A 22,204-nucleotide genomic window follows, 5' to 3' on the forward strand; every position below is an offset into this window, starting at 1 on the left:
ACAATCATGTCACAGACAATGACAACATCACCCCAATACGACCTGCCCTTTGCAGGTAGGGTCGCTATCGTCACCGGTGCCGCCAGCGGCATCGGCCTTGCGACAGTCGACCTTCTTCACGCTCAGGGCGCGCGCATCGTGGCGGTGGGACGCGGCGATAATGTCAAGGCCCTCGCCCGCGACGGCATCGTAGCGCTGGTTGCGGACGTCGCGCAGGAGGCAAGCGCCACCCTTGCGGTGGATACGGCGCTTTCAGAATTCGGGCAGTTGGATATTCTGGTCAACAATGCCGGGATCATCATCAACAGGCCCGTCGCCGAGATGAGCCTTGATGAGTGGAACCAGGTTATTGCGGTCAATGCAACTGGTGCCTTCCTGTTTTCGCGCGAAGCCATGCGGGCGATGATGCCTGCCCGACGCGGGGCAATCGTCAATATCGGCTCCTATGCCTGCTTCCAGTCCTTTCCCGGAATTGCCGCCTATGCGGCATCCAAGGGCGCGCTGGCGCAACTCACCCGCACGTTGGCGCTTGAGGCCATCGGCCACGGCATCCGCGTCAATGCGGTCGGCTCAGGTGATGCAGTGACCAATATCACGAATGCAATCCAGCCAGACGGCCGCGCCTATCTTGCCGAACATGGCCGCAAAGCACCGATCGGCCGCGCTGCTTCCCCTGAGGAAATCGCTGAAGTCGTCACTTTCCTCGCCTCGGACCGCGCAAGTTACATAGTGGGAGCCATCGTCATGGCCGATGGCGGGATGAGCGTGGCCATTTAATAATCAACAAACAACAGGAGTATCCATTCATGCAGCAACAAACTCAAAACAAGGTCTGGTTCATCACAGGGGCTGCGCGCGGCATCGGCCTGTCTCTGGCGCGGCAGGCCATGGCCAAAGGCGATAGCGTGGCCGCCACCTCGCGCACTCTCGAAAGCCTGCAGCAAGCATTTGGCGAAGACAGCGCACAATTTCTGGCACTGGAAGTCGATCTCGTCAGCGAGGCAAGCGTGAAAGCCGCCATCGACAAGACCATCGCCACCTTCGGTCGCATCGACCGCGTGGTCAACAATGCCGGCTATGGTCAACAGGGCGCTGTGGAGGCGCTGAGCGACGCCGAACTGCGCCGCAATTTCGACGTCAACGTCTTCGCGCCCCTGCATGTGCTGCGCCATTCATTGCCACATCTGCGCAGGCAGCGTAGCGGCCATATCTTCAATGTGGCGTCCATCGTCGGCTTTCAGGGTGGTTATGCCGGGTGGGGCAGTTATGTCGCGAGCAAATTCGCACTAGCCGGTCTGACCGAAACCCTTGCCGCCGAACTTTCAGAACTAGGTATCGAGGCGACCGTCGTCTATCCCGGACCGGTGCGTACGGGTTTCCTGTCCAAGGACAGTCTCGTCGTAGCAGAGCGCTCCATCGACGATTATACTGAAGCTCAGGCTTCGCTCGATCTGCATCTCAATAAACTGGACGGCAAGCAGGCGGGCGATCCAGAGAAAGTGGCAACGCTGATCCTGCAGGCGGCGAGCGTGGCCGAACCGCCTGTGCATCTGTTTGCGGGCAAGATCGCCAATATGCTGGCCGAACAAAAGATGGAAGCCGTGCGCAAGGACATCGATACATGGCGCGGCGCATCAGACGCCACCGACTTCGACGAATAACCGCATGAATAAGGTCCTCCGCAGGCATGGCTTGCGGCGGGCCATCAAATTCACGATGGACCTGTATCTCACGAATTTCCGGCTGAAAAGGCCTGTCGTTTTCTCGAATCCGGCCCAATCCTGCTTGTATCCACGCGTGGGACGGATGATTCTGCCAACCTGATGACCATGGGTTTTCACATGATGATAAGCCACGATCCGGCATTGGTCGGCGCCATCATCGGTCCGTGGGGTACAGCCATCAGGCGCTTTTAGAAAGCCGTGAATGCGTGCTGGCGGTGCCGGCTTTCGATCTGGCGGAAAAGGTGGTGGATATCGGCAATTGTTCAGGAGACACGGTCAAAAAATTCGAACGATTCGACCTAACACCAATAGCTGCAACAACCGTGAACGCGCCGCTTGCGCGCGAATGCTGGGCCAATCTCGAATGCCGCATCGCAGATGATGGATGGTCGCACCGCTGCAATCTGCTCGTGCTGGAGGTCCAGCGCACGTGGGTGGATGACACACGGCAAGAAAACGGCTCATCCACCATCAGGGCGATGGCCGCTTCAGCGTCGACGGGCCGCCTGCTCATCGGCCGAATATAAGCGGGGCCTCCGGCATAATATTGATATCGGCCCATCCTGCCTGCTGACTGATCATTGCCACTGTTGCGGCAACGTGGGCCGTCATCATCAGCGTGATTAGCGACAGAATTGTCTGGCTCCATGCCTTGTCCTTCGATTCAATGGCACGTTATTCTTGTCAGCAGCATCCGTATAGCCTCTGCTGCATCAAGTAATGCATGAACGGTCTCGTCCTCCGAAAGCCGGGTCGCGCCAGCAGACACAGTCCGCAGATAAATAACCACACTGTGACTAACAGGATCTTCTGGCATAGGCTGGCGGAGTGTCCGTAACATATCAATGGCCCTGTCCAATAACTCGCTTACCTCAAATGGTGCGAGATTATGGGCTTCTGCCGCCGCTTGCTCCAGCTCTGAAATAAGCCCTTTAGGCATATTGCGTACTCGGGATTCCTTTTGCGCCTGTTTAAGATGTTAGCATCAAAGTGTTAAGGGAGATATGCAATACGTTTGATGTCGATTTATTTCAATCTTCGGTATATTGTCTGCGACTGCTCGTACAAAAGGGACTCCTTGAGGAGGAGCCTATCAAGACACCGACGCTAAATTGTCAAATTAAAGAGCGCTCTACCGAACGACCGTGATTTTGCCGAGTTCGACCAATGGTGTAACGTCGAGGCTACGTCCCGCCTCTGTAAATTTCAGGCTATAATGAAGAGCCATCCCATTGTCGGCTGCCTCGTGAATTTTCTCCTTGCCGATGTGACGAGGCGAAATCTCTGATGTTCTTCGCGGGCATCCACGTGCCGCAATGGAAAAGCGTCCGCAAGGTGAAGGATGGAATGACCACGGACGATCTCTATCGCTTCCTGACCACGGATCCCAATGATCTCGTCAAGCCAATCCACGAAAAGGCGATGCCTGTTCTGCTGCTGACGAAGGAAGAAACCGACGTCTGGATGCGGGCGCCATGGGACGGAGCAAAAAATCTCACCCGCCCACTACCTAACGATGACCTGATTATTCTATCACGTAAACCTTATAGATCATCGATTGTGTCGAAATCTGGCGAGCCGGTTGAGCAAGGCAGCTTGCTGTAATCAGCCTGCCTTTCCATTGGGCGTCGACTTCGTCTTCCGCTTCTTCGCTCGTTCGTCTTGAAGCTCTATCCAGACGGGCCCATGGTCGCTGGTGTGCTCCCATCCGCGCACATGCCTGTCGACCTCTGCCTTAGAGAGCATTGCCGCAACTTCTCAACTCAACAGGAAGTGGTCGATCCGCAACCCCGCATCGAGTGCATAGGCATTTCGGAAATAGTCCCAGAACGTATAGATGCGTTCGTCCGGGTGCAGATGGCGGAGAGCATCGGTCCAGCCTTGATTGACCAGATCCCTATAGGCTTCCCGCACTTCCACGCGAAACAGCGCGTCGTTCATCCAGCGCTCCGGCTTGTAGACGTCGATCTCTGTCGGCATGACGTTGTAGTCGCCTGCGAGCACGACCGGAACTTCCAGTTCGAGCAGTTCCGCCGCATAGTCGTGCAGCCTCTTGAACCAACGAAGTTTGTAATCGAATTTCGGCCCGGGGTAAGGATTGCCGTTAGGGAGGTAGAGCCCGCCGATTATGATGCCGTTGACGACTGCCTCGATATAGCGGCTGTGTTCGTCGTCCGGCTCACCAGGCAGACCTTTTCTCGTGAGATGAGGCTGCTCACCCTTGGCAAGGATCGCGACAAAGTTCCAGGACTTCTGGCCCTGCCAAGCAGCACCATACCCTGCAGATCCGATCGGTTTGATCGGAAACTTATTCTGCGGCGCCTTCAGTTCCTGCAGGTAAACGACGTCCGGCTCGGCCTCATCCAACCATCGGAGAAGGACTTCAAGCCGGCCGTTTACGCCGTTGACGTTATAGGTCGCAAGCTTCATCGATCAGTGCCGACCGATTTCTGCTTCCACCTTTTTGCGAGAATTACCGGCGCTCTTCACGGCCTTCTTGACCGTGTCCTTTGAGACGCCTTCCTTCTTCGCCTCGTAGCGGACTTCATGATCCTGTCCGGCTGCGACTTTGGCCCGATCCTAGGCTCTGCCCCTTTGCGCCTTTCGCGGGATTTTGCCTGCCGTCTTGCCTCGCGCAGTTCGTTCAATGTCGGCTGCCACCATTCGCGGTCTTTTTCGTATTCGGAGGGTTCATGGTGCGCGGGCCACGTGTGAACCAACTCCTCCAGCGTCGGTAGGCGCCATCTTGCCCAAACGGGCGACCAAGAGGCGGCAGATCTTCGCCCGAGACCGGAAGCCTCTTCTTCTGTCGCTCCAACGTTCGACGTTTTGCTTTGGCCTCTTCCTCAGTGCCCCTCCTCTCTTCGGCCCTTTTGCGTCGCTCCGAAGGTTCGGCCCACCTGGCAGCATCCTCGATGGCTTGCCACCGCTGCTGCAGTTCGTCATAGGACGAATAAGGAACCTCCCAGACGTTGTCGTCTCCGTTCCAGCGGGCGAATGGAACCTGCCGGAGTTCGTCGACCACGGTGCGGAAATAGTGGGTTCGGACGCGGAGACCGCGGTCGTGAACCACCAGGTATGGGCTAAGGATCGGCTCGAATTCGAAAGCGTCGCGTCCCTTCTCCGCCTCGAACGGAGTTTTACGGTCGGCTTCCGATGCCAGCCACCGGTCGATCCGGCGCCGCGCTGTGCTGCCCGGAACCGTCCAGGCCTGAAGGCGGTCGCTCCACCGCGCCTTCGGGAAGGTCTCGCGAAACCGCGCTACGGTCATGCGCTCGAACGGAAACGAGTCCGTTTCCGAAGCCGAGCTTTTCTCGTGGTCCTCATCATGTTCATCGTCCATGGCAGGAAACGATCTAGGATGACGGAAGTTGCAACTAAGCCAGCGCCTCCGTGAGGAACTTGAGTGCCTTATCCGCGCCCGACGGTGATGTGGTCTGACCGACACCCACCTCGATGGCGAGTTGGATCTTGAAGCCGCAGCGCCTAACTGGGCTGCTGCAAGGCTTGACGCCATCGTCGTCTCGCTCTGTCCGTGCACGAGCAGGATCGGGATGTCTTTGCCCGCTGGCGATACCGTCTGCGGGGGAACCAGCGCACCCACCGGCCAACGTCCAGAGGCAACGGCGTCCAAAGCAACAACGGCACCCTGGGAGACGCCGACGAAGGCAACCCGTTCATAAGCGTGATCCAGACCCTCGCGCCATACCAGGTCGCCGACCACCGCATCAAAAGCATCACGGGCTGCGACGATCCGCGCAGGATCAAGCACATTTCCTTCCGTCGAGAACCATTGATGACCATAGCCGTGGTGCATCGGCGCCGTCGCCGTGAAGCGAGCTGCCGGCAGCCGTGATCGCCATGATGACGCCAGCGGCATGAGCTGTCTTCCTGACGCGCCTATGCCGTGCAGGAAGATAACAAGCGAAGCGCTCGCGTCAGCATGTGCGCCAAAATCGTCGGGTTTGACCTTGTCGAACTCCGTCTTCCATCCGATGTTGATAGCTTATCGGCACTGACAGCGTCGCGCCTGCTCGTCAATGAAATCGGCGCCGTTGTGCGGCAAAATTGAAGGTACAGATGTATGACCACGATTGTCGTTTCTTATTTTGATGGCGCTGAAGTCGAACTGGACGAAGAGCCCGATCCTGACGCCCCGGCTGCCGCTGCTGCCCTGGGCGCGTTCCTTGCGCTGACGAAGGCAGACAGGCTGTCGGACACGCGGCACGTTTTCGCCTTCTACAGGGACTATTACGAAGAGGCCGGAAGGCCGGAATGGCTTGAGGAAGAAATAGGCTTTCCGCAATCACCCGCCGATATCTGGGATCACGTCACTCCCGGACCCGTCACCGTTGAGAAAGGGCGAAGAGACGATGAAAACTGGTACGTGGTGATGCAGGCTGAGTGCGGCTGGGATGCCGAACGCGGACTCATGATGGTTTGGCGAGGCGGTGCGACGCTTACGAAAGTCGGCGGATACAATGGTCACCTCACGAATGTGAACGTCTACGCAGATCGGACTTTGGAGAACGTCGTCTACAAAGCGAGAAACCCCGAATACACAACAAGACTTTCGAGGCAGCCTGACTGACAACGCGGGCAAAATTCTTGTCCAATCCTCGCCAGGAGCGGCGGCTAACGGCGCACTCGGCAGGGAGTGCTGGGAGATGCTGTCCCAAATATTATCAATATTCGTTGTATTGATTAAGCCGCATAACTTGGCCGGGAACGCGATCCGATCTGCTTCCGCTTTTGGCCCGAAGCGGTTATCGCGCAGGGTTATATCCCCTTGCTGGAACTGAGAGCGACTTGTTTTAACCGTACAAAGCTGCGCGTGTAAGGGTAGTATTTCAACACCGCATGCAATTGCAATCCATTAGATCTAAGCCTGCAGTTGCGTTTTGATTTAACGATATAAAGATATCGTTATATGATGTTGACCGACGTCTCACCTTTCGGTAAGGTCAACGTGCCTAAGGTTCTCCGGTCGTTGCATGCAACGTACCGGCGCTAAGAGGGAAGTCGGTGCTCCGTGTCATTCGGAAATGCCGACGCTGCCCCCGCAACTGTAAGCGTTGAGCTGAAGTCCAATATGTCACTGGCTTGCGCTGGGAAGACGGACGGAAGCGATGAAACGTGAGCCAGGAAACCTGCCTTTGGCGAAATAACGTCCACGGGCGGGGTGTCCCAGTGTGCCGTAGCAGAGCTGCGTTGTCGCGGCCAGTCTTGCTATGCGTCCGCAGACCCATGCCCCCAGCTTTATAGGGGCACAACATGTCTCAGACCTGCAGTTTCACTATCACGAGCGTACCCTTCGACGAGGACTACCGCCCTTCGGAACATACGCGTATCACCACCAATTTCGCCAATCTGGCCAGAGGAGAAAACCGCCAAGAGAACCTGCGCAATGTCCTACGGATGATCGATAGCCGTTTCAACGCCCTCGCGTATTGGGACAATCCCAAATCGGAGCGGTATTCGGTCGAGCTGGAGATCATATCGGTCGAAATATGCCTCAATGTTGAAGGCGAGAAATTTCCTCTCATCGAGATACTGAAGACGACCATCGTCGATCACAATACCGGCGAACGTATCGACGGCATTGTGGGGAACAACTTCTCCTCCTATGTTCGGGATTACGACTTCAGCGTCGTGCTGCCGGAGTATAACAAGAGGCTTCCTGCCTTCAGCATTCCGGCCGATTTCGGGGACCTGCATGGGAACCTGTTCAAGTCCTTTCTGCGGTCGGATGCTTACCGGTCGCACTTTCGCAAGCCGCCGGTCATTTGCATTAGTGCCTCGACCAGCAAGACCTATCACCGGACCGAAAATCACCATCCCGTCGTGGGCGTCGAGTACCGGCAGAATGAGTTCTCGTCCACTGATGAGTATTTCGGGAAAATGGGATTACAGGTTCGCTACTTCATGCCCGCGGGCAGCGTTGCGCCGCTGGCCTTCTATTTTGTTGGCGACCTGCTGGGGGATTATTCCAATATCGAGCTCATCGGCATCATCAGCACGATGGAAACGTTTCAGAGGATTTATCGCCCTGAAATCTACAATGCGAACGCAGCGGCCGGGACGGTTTACCAGCCCGATCTGAAACACCAGGATTATTCGCTGACCCGGATCGTCTACGACCGCGACGAACGCAGCCGCCTGGCGGTGGATCAGGGCAGATTCACCGAAAAACATTTCATCAAGCCATACCGCGCCGTCCTTGAGCAATTGTTTGCCCAGTGCGCCGCCTGATCAACACTTATAAGAGGTCCTTATTGTGAATACACTTTTCCCCACATCGACCGCCGGCAGCCTGCCGAAACCCTCCTGGCTTGCGGAGCCCAAAAAACTGTGGTCGCCCTGGAAACTGGAGGATGAGGAATTGCTGGAGGGCAAAAGAGACGCGCTGCGCCTGTCACTGTACGATCAACAACAGGCGGGCATCGATATCATCAGTGATGGCGAGCAAACCCGCCAGCATTTCGTTACGACATTCATCGAGCATCTCGAAGGGGTCAATTTCGAAAAACGCGAAACCGTTAGAATTCGCGATCGCTACGATGCGAGCGTTCCGACAGTCGTCGCGAGCGTCTCTCGACAGAAGCCAGTTTTCGTCGAAGACGCCAGGTTTTTGCGTCAGCAGACCAAACAGCCCATCAAATGGGCTTTGCCGGGTCCGATGACGATGATCGATACGCTGTTTGACGGCCATTATAAGAGCCGTGAAAAGCTTGCCTGGGAATTTGCCGGTATACTGAACGAGGAAGCAAGGGAACTGGAGGCTGTCGGCGTCGATATCATCCAGTTCGATGAACCTGCGTTCAATGTTTTCTTTGACGAGGTGAATGACTGGGGTGTTGCCACTTTGGAAAGGGCAATTGAAGGGCTGAAATGCGAGACCGCCGTCCACATTTGCTACGGCTACGGCATTAAGGCCAATACGGATTGGAAAAAGACCCTCGGTTCAGAATGGCGTCAGTATGAGGAAACTCTCCCCGAATTGCAGAAATCCAGCATCGGAATGATTTCTCTCGAATGCCACAACTCCCATGTCCCCATGGATCTTCTGGAGCTTGTCCGAGGGAAGAAAGTGATGGTTGGAGCCATCGATGTCGCCAGCGATACCATCGAAACCCCGGAAGAGGTCGCTGCAACGCTGCGCAAGGCGCTTCAGTTTGTCGACGCCGATAACCTTTGCCCCTGCACAAATTGCGGCATGGCCCCACTGTCCCGTCCCGTGGCAAGAGGTAAGCTGAATGCCTTGAGCGCAGGAGCAGAAATCATCCGGAGAGAGCTTGCTATCTAATTTGTTGACGATCGAAAATTCGGGTGGCGGATGCTCGCCGCCACCTTCGATCGAGGTATGCGTAGGAAACTATCGGATTGCGATGGCGTAGCAGCGATTATCACCCTAAAGGCTTGGGCGGAGGGCTGCTTTTGGCGCATCAGTGCAGGACGGTTATTGGGGGAAAGCAGTCCTTGAGACTGAGGAAGCTTAAGCCGACAGGGCGGTCACTCCACCCGCTACCTACCCTTGCAACACGGCCCAGTCGGTCTGGCCGGGCGCTGGTTCTCGGGGCAAGCACAGCATTTCTAACGAGCTGGCGGCTCAGCTTTGATGGTTATAACGTTACGTATCCTGCTGCAAATGCCGGGTTCTGGCTCACAGTGGCAACCAGCATACACCGCTCGTGACGGACTTGACGATAACTGTCGCATTCGGCAACTGATCGAACACGGAAAATAGAGATGCAGCATATCAAACGGGACAGCTTTGAAATCGTATTGCGGCAATTTGGTATTATCGAAGCGCTAGCTGCCTATGATCCGCACATCGCTGGCCTCTTGGTGTCGACACTGATAGAAGTGATATAGATATTCTATGTCACGCTCCAGATCCTAGTGCTTTCGTCTCTGATGTCACACGACTCTTCGGAGAGATGAAAGGATTTAGAGCTTGGCAGTGGACCTCGGGCGATCGTCCCGTAATTGCAACCTTTCAAGCGAGTTTTTGGGATTTAGAGATTTTTGCAAGCGCGCTTCCAGTGTCTCTTCAGCATGGATGGCGTCACTTTGAAATCGAAAAGCGACCACTGTCCGTTGGCGATGCTGGCTTCAAAAATGCTGTCAAATCGTTGAGAAAGAAGGGTACAAAGACTGAGCCCGCATTCTGGACAGCTTTGCAGCAAGATGGCGATGCTTACATTGAGCTACTCAGCTCCGTATCGCTATAGTCCGGGATCGTTCCGCAGATCGTCATCTTGGCGTCGCGGTTATCCGATAGGCAACGTGGCCTACCGACAGGCTTGACAAACAGGCGGCAATATTATCGGCGACAAACTGAACGTCGGGGGCCTCCTTAGCCTTCTGTTGCTCCCGCTCATCCTCTCGGACTCGCACATACTGCGGTTCGCTTCGTTTCCTGTTCGAGACGAATGCGCAAGTCATCAAGCTCGTCTTTTTGCTCATGAAGGGAATCGAACCTAAGTCCCATTTTTCCGCCGGACTTCCAGGACCGGTCGCGCGTCTGGAGCCTAGAGAAAATTCCCAGGCGCTAATGCCACAACGCCGAAATTGGAACCGCCGATAATCGTTCTCCAAATGGAATTACCTTGTTGTGGTCGTAAAGGACCATGCCTGATACGAAGCGCTCTCCGCATTCTTCGGCCAAAATTCGTAAGCCAGAGAAATCGGAATTTGTGACGGATGCTGCGGCTTTTACCTCGATGCCGACAATCCGCCCTCGCCTGTCTTCAACGACAATGTCGACTTCATTCTGCTGCTTGTCGCGGAAATGCGAAAACTCAAATCGTGTATCTGCGGCACTGGCGAGTTTGAGTATCTCCCCAAAAACGAAAGTCTCAAGCAACGCCCCGAACTGCCCTCTGTCGTCCCGCATTCTCTCGAGAGACAGGTCACGAAAAGATGCGAGCAGACCAGAATCGAGGAAATGTATTTTAGGGGTTTTGGTCAAGCGCTTTAGTTTGTTGGAAAACCAAGGTTGAACGGTTCGGGCGAGGAACAGGCTCTCGAATATACCGACGTATTTCTGGGTTGTGACGTGGTTCATCCCGATGGGGGCGCCGATTCCGGAGTAGTTCACGAGTTGTCCCGAATGCTCAGCTAGAATCCGCAGCAAGCGCGGCATTTGCGCAATCTGCTCGATTTGGGCAACATCACGAACGTCGCGTTGAACGATCGCCTGGATATAGTCCGCATACCAGTCGTGTTTGCGGCTCAACGTTTTGCGGCTCAATGCCTCGGGATATCCACCGGCGAGGACCGCAGCCATCAAGTCGTCACCGATGACGGGTTCTCCGGACTTTGGTTCATTTTGAAAGGCGTCGCTCAGGAAGCTGCTGCCCGCGGTTCTGATCTCGCTCTGCGCAAGCGGCAGCAATCGAACGACCTCCATGCGTCCTGCGAGCGAGTCCGCCACGCGTGGCAGCGTCATTATATTAGCTGAACCGGTCAGGAGGAAACGTCCCGGGCGCTGGTCTATATCCACACTTTCTTTGATTGCGAGCAACAGCTCGGGGGCGCGTTGAATTTCATCGATGACGGCGCGATCTATGCGCCTTACGAAGCCAACTGGATCCTGTCGCGCTGCATCCAGGGTTGTCGCATTGTCTAGAGTATAATACTCCATGGCCTCTTTGGCTATCTTCTTTGCCAGTGTCGTTTTTCCTGATTGTCGGGGACCGACGATCATAATCACCCTTGTGTCTAACATGGCATCGGCAACACGTTGCTCGACGAGTCTTGGATAGAGCATCACGGCCTTATTCCTCTCAATGACCGTTTGAAAATGCATTATTGACTAATTGAAAGTCAAGGTTTGACCATTTGAAATTGATCCGGCGACTGATTGAAAATTGAGGTTCGAACTCGGTGGCACGAGGTAGGCGGGAGGCAGGCAGGCACCGCCTCTCGCTAATCAATTACCCGAACTGATTTAGCTGAAACGCGCCAAGAGGATGGTCAAGAATGATGAGGAAGACAATTTGTGTTTACGCTGAACACGATGCTGAGCTTTACAATGGAAGAATCCAACGCCTTGATGGGCTTCGAACCCTTGACCAGTAATTTTGGCAGACGAAATCTCGATAAAACAGCCACTTAGTTGAAATGTCGATATTGTATGATTTTTTTGTGTCGACATGTGGCGTCGTCATCCAACCGTTGTTCCATCATGCCATAATCGCGGTGGCAATTACCTTGGCGAAAGCCGAAACTGTTCGTGGTTTACGGTAGGTTCCTCAGGAAATACGGGTTATCTCCAGCTAAATTGCATTCCGCTTTTCCGCGATTATAGAGAGTATTTGAGGCTGTGCCCGCGAGAGATGACCAAAGGGAATTGTTTCGGCTCAAAATATGGTCTTGATAGATTGGAAAAAAATATCGCCTCCTCGATTATCACCAGCTTTCACCTTGGCGATGCATTGGTGTGAGCCACATCAAGCCCTTTGCTTCAGACGATCAATCCTTGGCGCGGCGCCCACAGATTGACAGGCCGCATTGCTTCGGGCTAAGTGTCCTCAGTCCTAGGACAGAGGACAGTGTTTATGAAGAGCCAAGATATCGTCGTCCTGCTAAAGCTGGTAAGCCTGCAAGACCAGGAACTCACCAAGGGCATTGATCAGTTGCGATCGGAATCCGTGGGGGGAGACCCTTATTCCGTTCGGAACCTAGAGGCGCTACTCGGGATCAGCAAGACCGAAATAGCGCAGTCGATCAAGCGCAGTGTCGCATCAGGCATCGCGCGAAAGGGCAACAATAACGAGCCTCGGCCAAGCCGAAGGAACCTGTTCGGCTTCATTACCACCGGGCTAAAGTTCGTCTTCCCCGCCCAAGTTGGACCGATGCAGCGCGGCATACCGACCGCCTTCGCCGCACCTATGCTCACGGACCTCCTGATCAGCGGCGGGACGTACAACTACGTTTGGCCCTATGCCAACGGAAGGGAGATGGGGCAGGCGGTGGAGCCGCTCTTCAAGACTGTGCCGGACGCAGTCCTAAAGGACGACGCACTCTATGAGTACCTCGCGTTGGTCGATGCGATCCGGATTGGGAACCAGCGGGAAGTCGGTCTCGCGACCGACCACCTCAAGTCAAAGATCATGAGCAAATGACAGCGATCCGCGCTCAACTGCTGGAAATGATGAAAGCCGTTGCCTCGGCCCTTGGCGAAGACCTTCGCTCGCGCCTGGTCTTCGTCGGCGGATGCACGACCGCGCTGTTCATCACTGATCCGGTCACGCTCGAGGATGTGCGTGCCACAGATGACATCGACCTGATCGTTGATTTGGCGGGCCTTCCTGCCTGGGCACAGCTCCAGGAAGAGCTTCGACACCGGGGTTTCATGGAGGCCGCTGACGAGGCGGTGATCTGCCGCATGCGTCTCGGCAAGCTCACGGTCGACTTCATGCCGGATGATCCGACTATCCTCGGATTCGGAAATCGATGGTATGCGAGTGGCATCGAGACGGCACAGCACTACCAACTCTCGGAAGACCTCACGATCCGGATCCTGACGCCGCCAATGTTTCTTGCGACGAAGCTCGAAGCCTATGCCGGAAGGGGAAACGGCGACTTGATCACGAGCCGTGACGCTGAAGACATCCTCCTTATTGTCGACGGCAGGGAGGAACTTCTTGCCGAGATCACGGCTTCCGACATCAACGTTCGAAATTTCATCGCCGGAAAGTTTCGGGCCCTCCTCGATCAAGCTGACTTCGACGATTTCCTCGACGGCAATATCCGCGGGCCCGCCGGTCGTGTAGAAATGGTCCGGGACAGGTTTGCCTCGATAAGCCATTGTGCGGATGGCCCCACACAATGAAAATCGAGGCCCGATGGTTGAGCCAAAAAGGAACGCGCACCGACGACAATCGCGACCATGCGGGGATCGCTGGGAGACATGGCGAATTTCTTGCTATTGTGGCTGATGGCGCCACGAACGGCTCGAACAACGGGGGATACGCACGAGCAATCGTCGAAGCTGTCATCGACTGGTTTGCCGGAACCGACGATGCATGGGGCCACGAGCTCATACAAGCCAAACTCCGGGAGATTCATCAAGCCCTTCGCAAATCGTTTCCGACGGGTTCCGCCAGCAGGCATCGTAAACTTAACGGCAACGAAGACACACCATGACGCCGGCCGAGTTTTTGGTCACGCTCGGGCGATTTTCGCCCATAGTTTCATCGCCGCTGAACGCAATTCGCGATGATGGCCGGAGGAGATGTCGTGGCGGGGGATTTGGAACAGGTTGGCGATGGGATCGTGGATGGAGACGAAACGCTGAAGATGTCGCCTCGACTTGAAGCGTTTCATGATCCACTCTCGCCGTCGGATTGGCTGATGGGAATTCTCAGCGCGATTGTTCAAGCCCTTGTGTGAGCGATGCTCGACACCCGGCATGATCTCCCGCTTTGCGGCATCGTAGGAGCGAAGCTTGTCGGTGACCATTACCCGCGGAGCTCGTCCTTGGCCCTTCAACAGCTTGCGAATCAGGCGCTTGGCCGCCTTGGCATTGCGGCGGCTTTGCACCAGAACCTCCAGGACGAAACCGTCCTGATCCACTGCGCGCCAGAGCCAGTGCTTCTTTCCACGGATCGAAACGACGGCCTCATCGAGATGCCACTTGTCGCCGAGCCGACCAACTGAACGGCGGCGGATCTCGTTGGCGAAGGCCCGTCCGAATTTCTCCGCCCACAGCCGGACCGTTTGATGCGAGACAATGACGCCGCGGGCAGCCAGCAAGTCCTCGACCATTCGCAGGCTGAGAGGGAAGCGGAAATAGAGCCACACGGCATGGGCAATGATTTCAGCGGGAAAGCGATGGCGGCGATATAGTGGATTAGGCTCTGTCATGGCCCATCATCGCATATCGAGTTCCACATTCCGTTAAGTTGACGATGCCCCCGTAGGCGTTCTGCTCGTCGACGGGATCGGCTTCGTCGGCGTCATCATCGAACGTGCCCGGAAGAGCATCCTCGTCCTCGAACGGATCGAGACCTTCATCCTCGTCGGCGGGGGTGGGCTCGACAACATTGCCGTCGGCAGCGTCATCCTCGGAGCCCGTGGCATCCGTATCGGTCGATGTCTCATCGCTGTCGAGATATTCGGCATGCTTCATCAGATCGGCGATCTCGCCTGCATCCGGTGTGAACAGTGCTGACGCATGAACGAAGTGGCCGTCCTTGAAGTGCTCGATGAGAGCGGACCGTGTTTCCCGCACCTTCTGGCGCGGAGACACCTTGGCTTCCTTCGCCGCCGCCTCCATTGCCTGCCGCGACAGGCACAACAGGAAGTCTTCCGTGCCCATGTTCGGCAGGAAGCTGTCAGCGCCGATGGCGTCACCTGCGATGCGCGAGACCACACCGCTGTTCGACATGCCGCGCCGGCACGACAAGACCTCGATCAGCATCGAGCGGGTCGCGACACGTAGCGTTTCCCTGTCGAAGGCAAGCTTGCCGTCCTCCGAGAACAGAGAGGCCACATGGCGCTTGAACCGCTTCGGCCCGAAGACATGGTCGTTGGCGCCGGAATCGACCCGGACGTTGAGGCCGGCAAAGGCGAGAACGAGCAGCGCCATCAGCATGTCGTCCTCGATCGGGGCGCGGCCGAGCGCCTCGTGCAGGGCGTCGGTCCGGAAATCGCCGATCATGTCATGGCCCTTCTGGGTCACGTCGGGACGGGGCTTCGGCGCATCGATGATGGAGCCGCTATCTTCCGTGGCCCCGCCGCCTGCAGTGACCGCCCCACCCCTGGTCTTCTTCTTGTCTTCCGGCATCCTGAAGGCAACTGATTGCACCTTGCCGTCCCGGTCGAGATACATCGCGACATGGTCGGACTTCGAGGTCTTGCCGTGGACACGTTCCGCCTTCTTCGGCAGTTCCGGCTGCCCCCAGCCGTTGACCTCCACGATCGTGCCCTTCTTCGGCAGATTCGACGTCATCCATTCCTGCTGGGCGCCTAGGAAGGCTTCAACGTTCGTGGTGTAACGGCCGTCCTGATCCGCCGGTGCGAACAGGTCCTCAACCCATTCGATGCCATAGGCGGTGGCGAGATCGTCACCAAAGCTCGCATCCCTGGCAAACATCCGGGTTTTCGCCAGCGCCCGGGAGATGTTGTACCAGTCGGCCCGCTCGTTCTTCTTCGTCTTGTTGGCCTTCCAGACCTCTTTCTGTTCTTCAAGCGCGGCGGCGGCAATGGTGCGCAACTGCTGTTCGTTCGGCATGTCGCCGAGCGCCATCTGGTCGAGCATCGCCGGCAGGACATTGGCAAGCAGACGCAGCTTGCGGATCTGGCGCACCGGCAGGGCAAGTGCAATGGCAATCGCCTCTTCTGTCCAGCCCAGCGCAATGAGCCGTTCCGTACCGCGCCACTGGTCGACGGCGCCCAGCGGTTCCCGCGCAATATTCTCGACCATCGATCGCATGACGCCGTTGTCATTGGCCGCGTCGATGACAAGGACGGAAATTTCCTCGATACCGGCGGCCATCGCCTGCTTCACGCGGCGATGCCCGGCCTGGATGATATAGCCGTTTCCGCCGTCGAGCTGCGGCGAGACGACGGGCGGCTGGATGATACCGACGGCTTTCACCGTGGCCAGCAACAACGCGTCGGCCTGCGGAGACGACTTCGTCCGGCGCGTATCATCAGGATTGTCATTCAGCGTGCGGGGATCAAGTTTGAGGATCTGCATGGGATCTGTTCCTTCCGGGATCGCGGAGCCTGCACCTTGCCAGCCCCTTCCTGTCTTCAGTTCTTTGCGAAGACACTTCCCGGACCGCAGGGCGGGCGGACCGGCGCAACCGCGCCCGAGCGGCCCTGCCGCGAAGGATGAGCAGGACAGACTGTCCTGTGAAGCCGAGTGACAGGGTTGTGCAGGGCGCGGTTGAGCGACAGCGGCGGCGGGAAGCCCGGTCTGCGAGAGGGTTTATTTCCTCTTTTTTCCTCCTTCCCCAATCCTGCCGCGCATATCCGGAATGGAGGCGATGGCGACGAGGATTGATAATAGTTGATAAAGGGCTTATCTTGTCCTCCGTCACATTCGATGGAGTGCAGCATGATCAGCGCCGATCTGGGAAAGCAGCTCGAAACCTATATCCAGCAACTCGTGGACACCGGCCGTTATGGCTCAAAAAGCGAAGTCCTGCGGGAAGGCGTGAGACTGATCCAGGACCGCGAGACACGGCTTGCCGCGCTGGATGCTTCCATCATGCGCGGCATTGCCGACGCGGACGCAGGCCGAACGAAACCGGCAAGCGATGTCTTCGACCGTCTCGAGGCAAAATACCGCGCGATGGCTGATCAGGCCGAACAATCAGCATGATCCTTGAGTTTTCCAGCGAGGCGGAAGGCGATCTTGAGCGGATCGCCGATTATATCGCTGAAGCCAATCCTCGACGAGCCCTCTCATTCATCCGAGAGCTGCGGAGCAAGTGTCAGGATCTCGTCGATAATCCGAACGGTTTTACCCTTGTCCCCCGCTACGAACAGCATGGTATCCGCCGGCGCGTTCATGGCAATTATCTGATCTTTTACCGCGTCGAAACGGCGAAGGTGGTCATCATCCATGTATTGCATGGCGCCACCGACTATGGCGCCATCCTGTTCAGTGATTAGGTTCGGTCGAAGGATCTGAGATAATCTCTCGTCCGAGCCGCCAGGCTAGGCGGCGATCTCCTCCACCTCGGCATCTTCTCGCACCGATGCGGCCAGCGCCTCCTCGACATCACGTAACTTCTTACGCTTGTCCGTGAGTTCGTCGGCAAAGCTGAACTCCCCACCCTGCCGTGACTGGTAGGACGTCAGCCGGCGGCGGTATTCTTCCAGCCGCTGACGATAGCGCTCCCGCTCCTCCTCGAACCCGTCAAGCGCATGTTCGAGCCGGGAGATAGCGCCAAGCGGAGTGACCGTGACCGCCAGATCGATCTCGAAATCGGCGCCGGTTCGCTGAAGCAGTGTCTGGTAATGATAGTTGTTGCCACGCCCGAACGTCTCGCCGGTATAGACGAGATCGAAGCCACCGATGGAAGCGATATGCACCTCGCCCTGTTGCTGAAGCTGGACGAGGGTGAGGATTTCCTTCATCAGCGCCCGGCCGGCATCTTTCCGATCCGTGAATGGTTCGCCTGTCACGACCATGGTGAAGGCATCGCCCGACGTCGGCACCAGTCTTTCTATGTCCTGACCGATTTCGCCGATACGGCGGGTGGCGGTCGCAATCTCGCGTTCCGCATCATGCAATTGCCGGCGGACGGCGAAGAGATCGTCGTCATGGGCGGCACGCAGGCGTTCGAGCCGGGCGATGTCGGCTTCAAGACCGGCCTTCTGCATCAGACGTTCATCACCACTGGCAATGGCTTTCGCCATGGCGAACTGGTTGGCCTGACCTTCGTTCAGATCCTCCAGCCGGCGGATCGAGGTATCGCCACTGAGGGCCGCTGCAATGAACCTCGCCTTGCGTTCGTTCAGCTGCCACATGGTCGCATCCAGACTGCCTTGTGTGGCATAGGCAAAAATATCGACCTCGTCATGCTGGTTGCCCTGACGGACGATCCGGCCCTCGCGCTGCTCGATCTGCGAGGGGAGCCATGGCACATCAAGGTGATGCAGGGCCTTCAACCTCAATTGCGCATTGACGCCGGTGCCCATCGTCTCGGAACTACCAATGAGAAACCGGACCTTTCCTGCCCTCACATCGCTGAACAAACGCTGCTTGGCCTCGGTCTTCTTGTAATCCTGCATGAAGGCGATTTCCGATGCGGGAACACCTATGCGGATGAGTTCATCCCTGATCCAGCGATAGGCGGAGAAGCCGCGTGTCTTCTCGACATTGATCGTGCCGAGATCGGAAAAGATCATCTGGGCAGCACCAGGAAGCTCGTAAGGCTTGCCGTCCGGGCGGATATAGCTGTCTTCCGACGTCTCCTGCCAGATACGATGGGCGTTACGAACCAAGAGATTGAGCTTGTTGTCCGGCTCGTCATCCATGGCCGGCATGACGAGACGCAGATCGATCGCCGCATGACGGCCGTCGGTGATGACCGAGAGCAGGATGTCGTCGCCGGGCTTCGCCGGTCCCTCGCGCTGTTCGATCGCCTTGATGCGGGTTTCCAGAATCCGCTGGTAGGTCTTGAAAGAGGCCGTCGGCGTGGCGGTCAGGATCTGCCGCTTGCCGGTGGCGATGTCAGGGACTTTCACATATTGCCGCAAATCCTCCGGCATCACCACATCGGCGAAGGCGCGGAACATGGCGATCAGTTCGGGGACGTTGACGAAGGAGGCAAAACGGCTGACCGGCTTGTATTTGCCGGAGGGCTGAAGCTCCAGTTCCGTCTTCTCGTCACCAAAATTCGATGCCCAGGCGTCGAACTCGTGCAGACCGCGCTCATGCAGCGCCTCGTATCCAAGCAGGCGCTGGATCGAGAACATTTCTCCGAGTGTGTTGGTAATCGGGGTCCCAGAGGCGAGCACCAGCGCGCGGCCGGGATTCTTCGTCTCGATATAGCGGGACTTCACATAGAGATCCCACGCCTTCTGGGAACCGTTCGGATCGATGCCCTTCAGCGTGCTCATGTTGGTGGCGAAGCTGAGTTTGCGAAACTCCTGTGCCTCATCGACGACGATCTGGTCAACACCGATCTCCGAGATGGTCAGGAGATCGTCTTTGCGGGTGGACAGCGATTCCAGCCGTTCCTGCAAACCCTCCTTCAGTCGCTCGAGCCGCTTGCGTGAAACACGGTCGTCGTCCTCGACCCTGATGAGCATATCCTCATAGAGTTGCAGCTCGTCATGAATCATCTGTTGTTCGAAGGCCGAGGGCACGCCGATGAACCGGAATGCGCTGTGGGTGATGATGATCGCGTCCCAGACCGCGGTCGCGGCCCGGCTCAAAAACCGGGCGCGCTTGTCTTTGGTGAAATTGGTCTCATCGGCGACAAGAATGTTCGCCGACGGATAGAGCGCCAGAAACTCCCTTGCTGCCTGCGCCAGGCAATGGCCGGGAACGACGAGCATGGCCTTGGCGATCAGGCCAAGCCGTTTCTGCTCCATGATGGCGGCCGCCATGGTCATGGTTTTGCCAGCGCCGACGGCATGGGCCAGATAGGTGGAGCCGGAGGAAATAATCCTCCAGATACCACGTTTCTGATGCCCATAAAGCGTAAAGGCGCCAGAGGCGCCCGGTAGCTGCAAATGCGAGCCATCGAATTTACGCGGCGCGATATTGTTGAAGCGGTCATTATAGACCCGCGCCAGCCGGTCGGTGCGATCCGGATCGGTCCAGACCCAGTTCTGGAACGCTTCCTTCAGCCGCTGCAGCTTGTCGCGAGCGGCTTCCGTATCGACGACATTCAGCACCCGGCGCTCGCCGCCCACATCCATGATCGTGTCGAATATCTGCGGCACGCGCGAGTTCAGCGCGTCGGCCAGCAATTCGCCGGCATGGCGGCGGCTGGTGCCCCATTCCGATGTGCCGACGGCCGAATATCCGAGCTGCCGGGCTTCGACCGTCCAGGAACCGAGTTCAGGCATATGATGGATGCGGATCTCCGTGTTCATCGTCTCACGCACGAAGGCGACGACATCGGCGGCCGGGATCCACGGTGCGCCGAGACGTGCGGTAATATCCGACGGGCGCAGATCGGCGGGCTGGACCTCCTGCAGCGCCACAACATTCCGCCGGTAGGTCAGGTCGAGGTCTGCAGCCGCTTCCGCTGCGGCAAGCTTCGTGCGAACCGGGCCGGAGAGATAGGCGTCAGAAGTCTGCCATGACCCATCGGCCGGATCGCGAAAGATGGCGTCACCCAGATCGGCGATCACCGCGTCCGGATCACGATGCAGCAGTTCGGCGATATGATCGATATCGACGCGGCCGCGCTCGTTGAGCACGACGGCCAGGCCATCGGCGGCTGATGTCACCACCGGCGGCGCGGGCGGCGAAACCACCTGTTCGGAAAAGACCGGGCCGGGGCGAGCGGTATCGGTTTCGAGATTATAGTCCTCGATGGAGGCCACCAGCCAGCAATCAGGATCGTCGCGGAAGGGCTGAAGGTTTGGCTGACGATGGGTTTCCTTCACCTCACCCGTCTCGGCGTCTTCGGTGATCGAGACCGTCGTGTGGTTGATCGGGCCGAAATCGCGGACAAAGCTCGACCAGGCGATGCGCAGGCGGACCTGAAGATCACGCCACGGACGATCCTGCTCCTGCGCTTTCAGCACTTCGCGTACCGCATCGCGGACCGGGATCAGCTTGCTGATGATCCGGACATGCTTCTCCGGCAGGCATTCGCCTGATCCACCTTCACCACCACGGCCATTGCGGACCTTGATCTCGACGGGAGCGCCGTCAACCATCTGCATCAGGCCGCGTTTGGTATCCACGAAAAAGCTGCCCTCCCGCACCTTCGAACTGCCGGGGCGCAGATCGACGATCTCGCCGAGTTCGTCTTCCAGATCGATGTCGATCTCAGTCGGCTCGCCGTCATAGAAATCTTCCGGGAGGAGGGAGATGGCCGCCTTCAACGCGGTTTCGAGATCGACACCAGCGCGGGGACGGCATGTATAGGTTTCGCCGAAGGGACCAGATGTCAGAGCATGATCGCCGAGCACGAAACCCGGATGGCGGGCGAACCAGCGATTGATCCGGATGGCGCCCTCGTCTTCCGCCACCGCACGAACCTCATCGACATCGAGCCAGGTCTGGTCACCTTCCGCCTCTCCGGCCTTGCGCTTGCGGAAGAACAGGAGATCGACCACGACGTCCGTGCCGGCGTCACGGCGGAAGCTGCCCTCCGGCAACCTGATGGCGGCAATCAGGTCGGCCGCCTTCGCGATATGCTCGCGGGCGGTGACATCCGCCTTGTCCATCGTTCCGGAACTGGTGACGAAGGCGGCAAGGGCGCCGGGCTTCAGCAGATCGATCGACCGGGCAATGAAGTAATCGTGCAGGCGCAGGCCAAGCGACCGATAGTTTCGGTCGGAGCGCACGGTTCGATCCGAGAACGGCGGGTTCCCGATCACCAGATCGTAAATCGGCGCCAGATCGGTGCGGGCGAAGTCGCCCTCGATGATCCTCGCCTTCGGCTGAAGAAGCCTGACGATGCGGGCGGTGACAGGATCGAGTTCGACACCGGTTACGTAGGCGGCGTCGCGGAAAGCGTCCGGCATCAACGCCGGAAACAGGCCCGTGCCGATCCCCGGCTCCAGCACCCGGCCGCCGCGCCAGCCCAAACGCTGCAATCCGGCCCAGATCGCGCGGATAATGAACTCCGGCGTGAAATGCGCATATTGGGTGCAACGAGACAGGCTGGCGTAATCGCTCTGGGACACGGCCGTTTCGAGAGATGAGCCTAGGCCGGAGTATCTTCTGAGCCAACTCCTCGAATGCGAGGAGTGCGGCGGCCCCTACGCGATTTCCGGCAAGGATCGCTATAGCTGCACCAACCGCAAGAAACGCCTGCCGA

Annotated in this window: 16 protein-coding genes, 5 pseudogenes and 1 riboswitch; of the genes and pseudogenes, 14 read left to right on the forward strand and 7 right to left on the reverse strand. The window is 57.5% G+C overall.

Going from position 1 to position 22,204, the window contains the following annotated elements; translation table 11 throughout:
* Window positions 1-18: 18 nt before the first annotated feature.
* From EGT36_RS27655 to EGT36_RS27670, 4 genes and pseudogenes are all read left to right on the forward strand, one after another.
* Window positions 19-777 carry an SDR family NAD(P)-dependent oxidoreductase gene (locus EGT36_RS27655; protein WP_286084361.1) on the forward strand — a complete coding sequence of 253 codons (759 nt, stop codon included), beginning with the start codon at window positions 19-21 and terminating at the stop codon, window positions 775-777.
* A gap of 29 nt (window positions 778-806) precedes the next feature.
* Complete coding sequence (locus tag EGT36_RS27660) at window positions 807-1,661, forward strand: SDR family oxidoreductase (RefSeq protein WP_125271552.1); 855 nt, start codon at window positions 807-809, stop codon at window positions 1,659-1,661.
* A 48-nt stretch (window positions 1,662-1,709) separates the two neighbouring features.
* Window positions 1,710-2,298 (forward strand): annotated as a pseudogene (locus EGT36_RS27665) (flavin reductase family protein).
* 695 nt (window positions 2,299-2,993) lie between these two features.
* A pseudogene (locus tag EGT36_RS27670) lies at window positions 2,994-3,329 on the forward strand (SOS response-associated peptidase family protein); the annotation flags it as partial.
* Here EGT36_RS27670 and xth read toward each other — a convergent pair.
* The 3 genes and pseudogenes from xth to EGT36_RS31575 form a co-directional block, all read right to left on the reverse strand.
* A pseudogene (gene xth / locus EGT36_RS27675) lies at window positions 3,330-4,154 on the reverse strand (exodeoxyribonuclease III).
* Between the two features lie 3 nt (window positions 4,155-4,157).
* Window positions 4,158-4,304 (reverse strand): annotated as a pseudogene (locus EGT36_RS27680) (DUF3606 domain-containing protein); the annotation flags it as partial.
* 64 nt (window positions 4,305-4,368) lie between these two features.
* Entirely contained in the window at window positions 4,369-5,727 is a 1,359-nt protein-coding gene (locus EGT36_RS31575) for an alpha/beta hydrolase (protein ID WP_502697451.1), read from the reverse strand.
* Here EGT36_RS31575 and EGT36_RS31225 point away from each other — a divergent pair.
* The 5 genes and pseudogenes from EGT36_RS31225 to EGT36_RS27715 form a co-directional block, all read left to right on the forward strand.
* Window positions 5,674-5,796 (forward strand): annotated as a pseudogene (locus tag EGT36_RS31225) (agmatinase); the annotation flags it as partial. The gene EGT36_RS31575 and the pseudogene EGT36_RS31225 sit on opposite strands and share 54 nt — an antisense overlap.
* A 12-nt stretch (window positions 5,797-5,808) precedes the next feature.
* A complete protein-coding gene (locus EGT36_RS27700) occupies window positions 5,809-6,315 on the forward strand; it encodes a DUF6985 domain-containing protein (protein WP_125271553.1) in 507 nt (168 codons plus the stop codon).
* Window positions 6,316-6,683: 368 nt separating this feature from the next.
* A riboswitch (cobalamin riboswitch) is annotated at window positions 6,684-6,896 on the forward strand.
* A gap of 102 nt (window positions 6,897-6,998) precedes the next feature.
* Window positions 6,999-7,976, forward strand: a complete 978-nt coding sequence (locus tag EGT36_RS27705) for a DUF1852 domain-containing protein (protein WP_125271554.1) — start codon at window positions 6,999-7,001, stop codon at window positions 7,974-7,976.
* Window positions 7,977-8,001: 25 nt separating this feature from the next.
* Window positions 8,002-9,030 carry a methionine synthase gene (locus tag EGT36_RS27710; RefSeq protein ID WP_125271555.1) on the forward strand — a complete coding sequence of 343 codons (1,029 nt, stop codon included), beginning with the start codon at window positions 8,002-8,004 and terminating at the stop codon, window positions 9,028-9,030.
* A 571-nt stretch (window positions 9,031-9,601) separates the two neighbouring features.
* Window positions 9,602-9,958: a DUF4269 domain-containing protein gene (locus EGT36_RS27715; RefSeq protein ID WP_286084369.1), complete on the forward strand. Its 357-nt coding sequence runs from the start codon at window positions 9,602-9,604 to the stop codon at window positions 9,956-9,958.
* A 320-nt stretch (window positions 9,959-10,278) separates the two neighbouring features.
* Here EGT36_RS27715 and EGT36_RS27725 read toward each other — a convergent pair whose 3' ends face one another.
* Entirely contained in the window at window positions 10,279-11,502 is a 1,224-nt protein-coding gene (locus EGT36_RS27725; protein WP_125271556.1) for an ATP-binding protein, read from the reverse strand.
* Between the two features lie 787 nt (window positions 11,503-12,289).
* On the opposite strand from EGT36_RS27725, the gene EGT36_RS27730 reads away from it, so the two are divergent.
* The 3 genes from EGT36_RS27730 to EGT36_RS27740 are packed head-to-tail and all read left to right on the forward strand — an operon-like array spanning window position 12,290 to window position 13,880.
* Window positions 12,290-12,856 (forward strand): hypothetical protein, encoded by a 567-nt coding sequence (locus tag EGT36_RS27730; RefSeq protein ID WP_125271557.1) that lies wholly within the window; start codon window positions 12,290-12,292, stop codon window positions 12,854-12,856.
* On the forward strand, window positions 12,853-13,566 hold the full coding sequence (locus EGT36_RS27735; protein WP_125271558.1) for a nucleotidyl transferase AbiEii/AbiGii toxin family protein: 714 nt from the start codon (window positions 12,853-12,855) through the stop codon (window positions 13,564-13,566). The genes EGT36_RS27730 and EGT36_RS27735 overlap by 4 nt, the downstream gene beginning before the upstream one ends.
* On the forward strand, window positions 13,563-13,880 hold the full coding sequence (locus tag EGT36_RS27740) for a hypothetical protein (protein ID WP_286084362.1): 318 nt from the start codon (window positions 13,563-13,565) through the stop codon (window positions 13,878-13,880). Before EGT36_RS27735 ends, EGT36_RS27740 begins: the two co-directional genes overlap by 4 nt.
* 18 nt (window positions 13,881-13,898) lie before the next feature.
* Here EGT36_RS27740 and EGT36_RS27745 read toward each other — a convergent pair whose 3' ends face one another.
* Both EGT36_RS27745 and EGT36_RS27750 read right to left on the reverse strand, forming a co-directional pair.
* Window positions 13,899-14,600, reverse strand: a complete 702-nt coding sequence (locus EGT36_RS27745; protein ID WP_052821455.1) for an IS6 family transposase — start codon at window positions 14,598-14,600, stop codon at window positions 13,899-13,901.
* Window positions 14,587-16,437 carry a ParB N-terminal domain-containing protein gene (locus EGT36_RS27750; RefSeq protein ID WP_125271559.1) on the reverse strand — a complete coding sequence of 617 codons (1,851 nt, stop codon included), beginning with the start codon at window positions 16,435-16,437 and terminating at the stop codon, window positions 14,587-14,589. The genes EGT36_RS27745 and EGT36_RS27750 overlap by 14 nt, the downstream gene beginning before the upstream one ends.
* A gap of 363 nt (window positions 16,438-16,800) precedes the next feature.
* Here EGT36_RS27750 and EGT36_RS27755 point away from each other — a divergent pair, with 363 nt between their 5' ends.
* Window positions 16,801-17,067, forward strand: coding sequence for a type II toxin-antitoxin system ParD family antitoxin (locus tag EGT36_RS27755; protein WP_125271560.1), 267 nt, complete (start codon window positions 16,801-16,803; stop codon window positions 17,065-17,067).
* Complete coding sequence (locus tag EGT36_RS27760) at window positions 17,064-17,360, forward strand: type II toxin-antitoxin system RelE/ParE family toxin (RefSeq protein ID WP_125271561.1); 297 nt, start codon at window positions 17,064-17,066, stop codon at window positions 17,358-17,360. Before EGT36_RS27755 ends, EGT36_RS27760 begins: the two co-directional genes overlap by 4 nt.
* A 45-nt stretch (window positions 17,361-17,405) precedes the next feature.
* Here the strand turns inward: EGT36_RS27760 and EGT36_RS27765 are convergent, their stop codons facing one another.
* A complete protein-coding gene (locus EGT36_RS27765) occupies window positions 17,406-22,070 on the reverse strand; it encodes a helicase-like domain-containing protein (protein ID WP_286084363.1) in 4,665 nt (1,554 codons plus the stop codon).
* Window positions 22,071-22,204: the final 134 nt, after the last annotated feature.

Origin of the sequence: Agrobacterium sp. FDAARGOS_525, assembly GCF_003938925.1 — a bacterium.
GTDB classification, from domain to species: Bacteria; Pseudomonadota; Alphaproteobacteria; order Rhizobiales; family Rhizobiaceae; genus Agrobacterium; species Agrobacterium pusense.

Coding starts and splice junctions, on each gene's coding strand:
- EGT36_RS27760 (WP_125271561.1), top strand. CDS start 17,064: ATGATCCTTGAGTTTTCCAGCGAGGCGGAAGGCGATCTTGAGCGGATC.
- EGT36_RS27700 (WP_125271553.1), top strand. CDS start 5,809: ATGACCACGATTGTCGTTTCTTATTTTGATGGCGCTGAAGTCGAACTG.
- EGT36_RS27745 (WP_052821455.1), bottom strand. CDS start 14,600: ATGACAGAGCCTAATCCACTATATCGCCGCCATCGCTTTCCCGCTGAA.
- EGT36_RS27755 (WP_125271560.1), top strand. CDS start 16,801: ATGATCAGCGCCGATCTGGGAAAGCAGCTCGAAACCTATATCCAGCAA.
- EGT36_RS27705 (WP_125271554.1), top strand. CDS start 6,999: ATGTCTCAGACCTGCAGTTTCACTATCACGAGCGTACCCTTCGACGAG.
- EGT36_RS27730 (WP_125271557.1), top strand. CDS start 12,290: ATGAAGAGCCAAGATATCGTCGTCCTGCTAAAGCTGGTAAGCCTGCAA.
- EGT36_RS27735 (WP_125271558.1), top strand. CDS start 12,853: ATGACAGCGATCCGCGCTCAACTGCTGGAAATGATGAAAGCCGTTGCC.
- EGT36_RS27655 (WP_286084361.1), top strand. CDS start 19: ATGACAACATCACCCCAATACGACCTGCCCTTTGCAGGTAGGGTCGCT.
- EGT36_RS27660 (WP_125271552.1), top strand. CDS start 807: ATGCAGCAACAAACTCAAAACAAGGTCTGGTTCATCACAGGGGCTGCG.
- EGT36_RS27750 (WP_125271559.1), bottom strand. CDS start 16,437: ATGCAGATCCTCAAACTTGATCCCCGCACGCTGAATGACAATCCTGAT.
- EGT36_RS27740 (WP_286084362.1), top strand. CDS start 13,563: ATGAAAATCGAGGCCCGATGGTTGAGCCAAAAAGGAACGCGCACCGAC.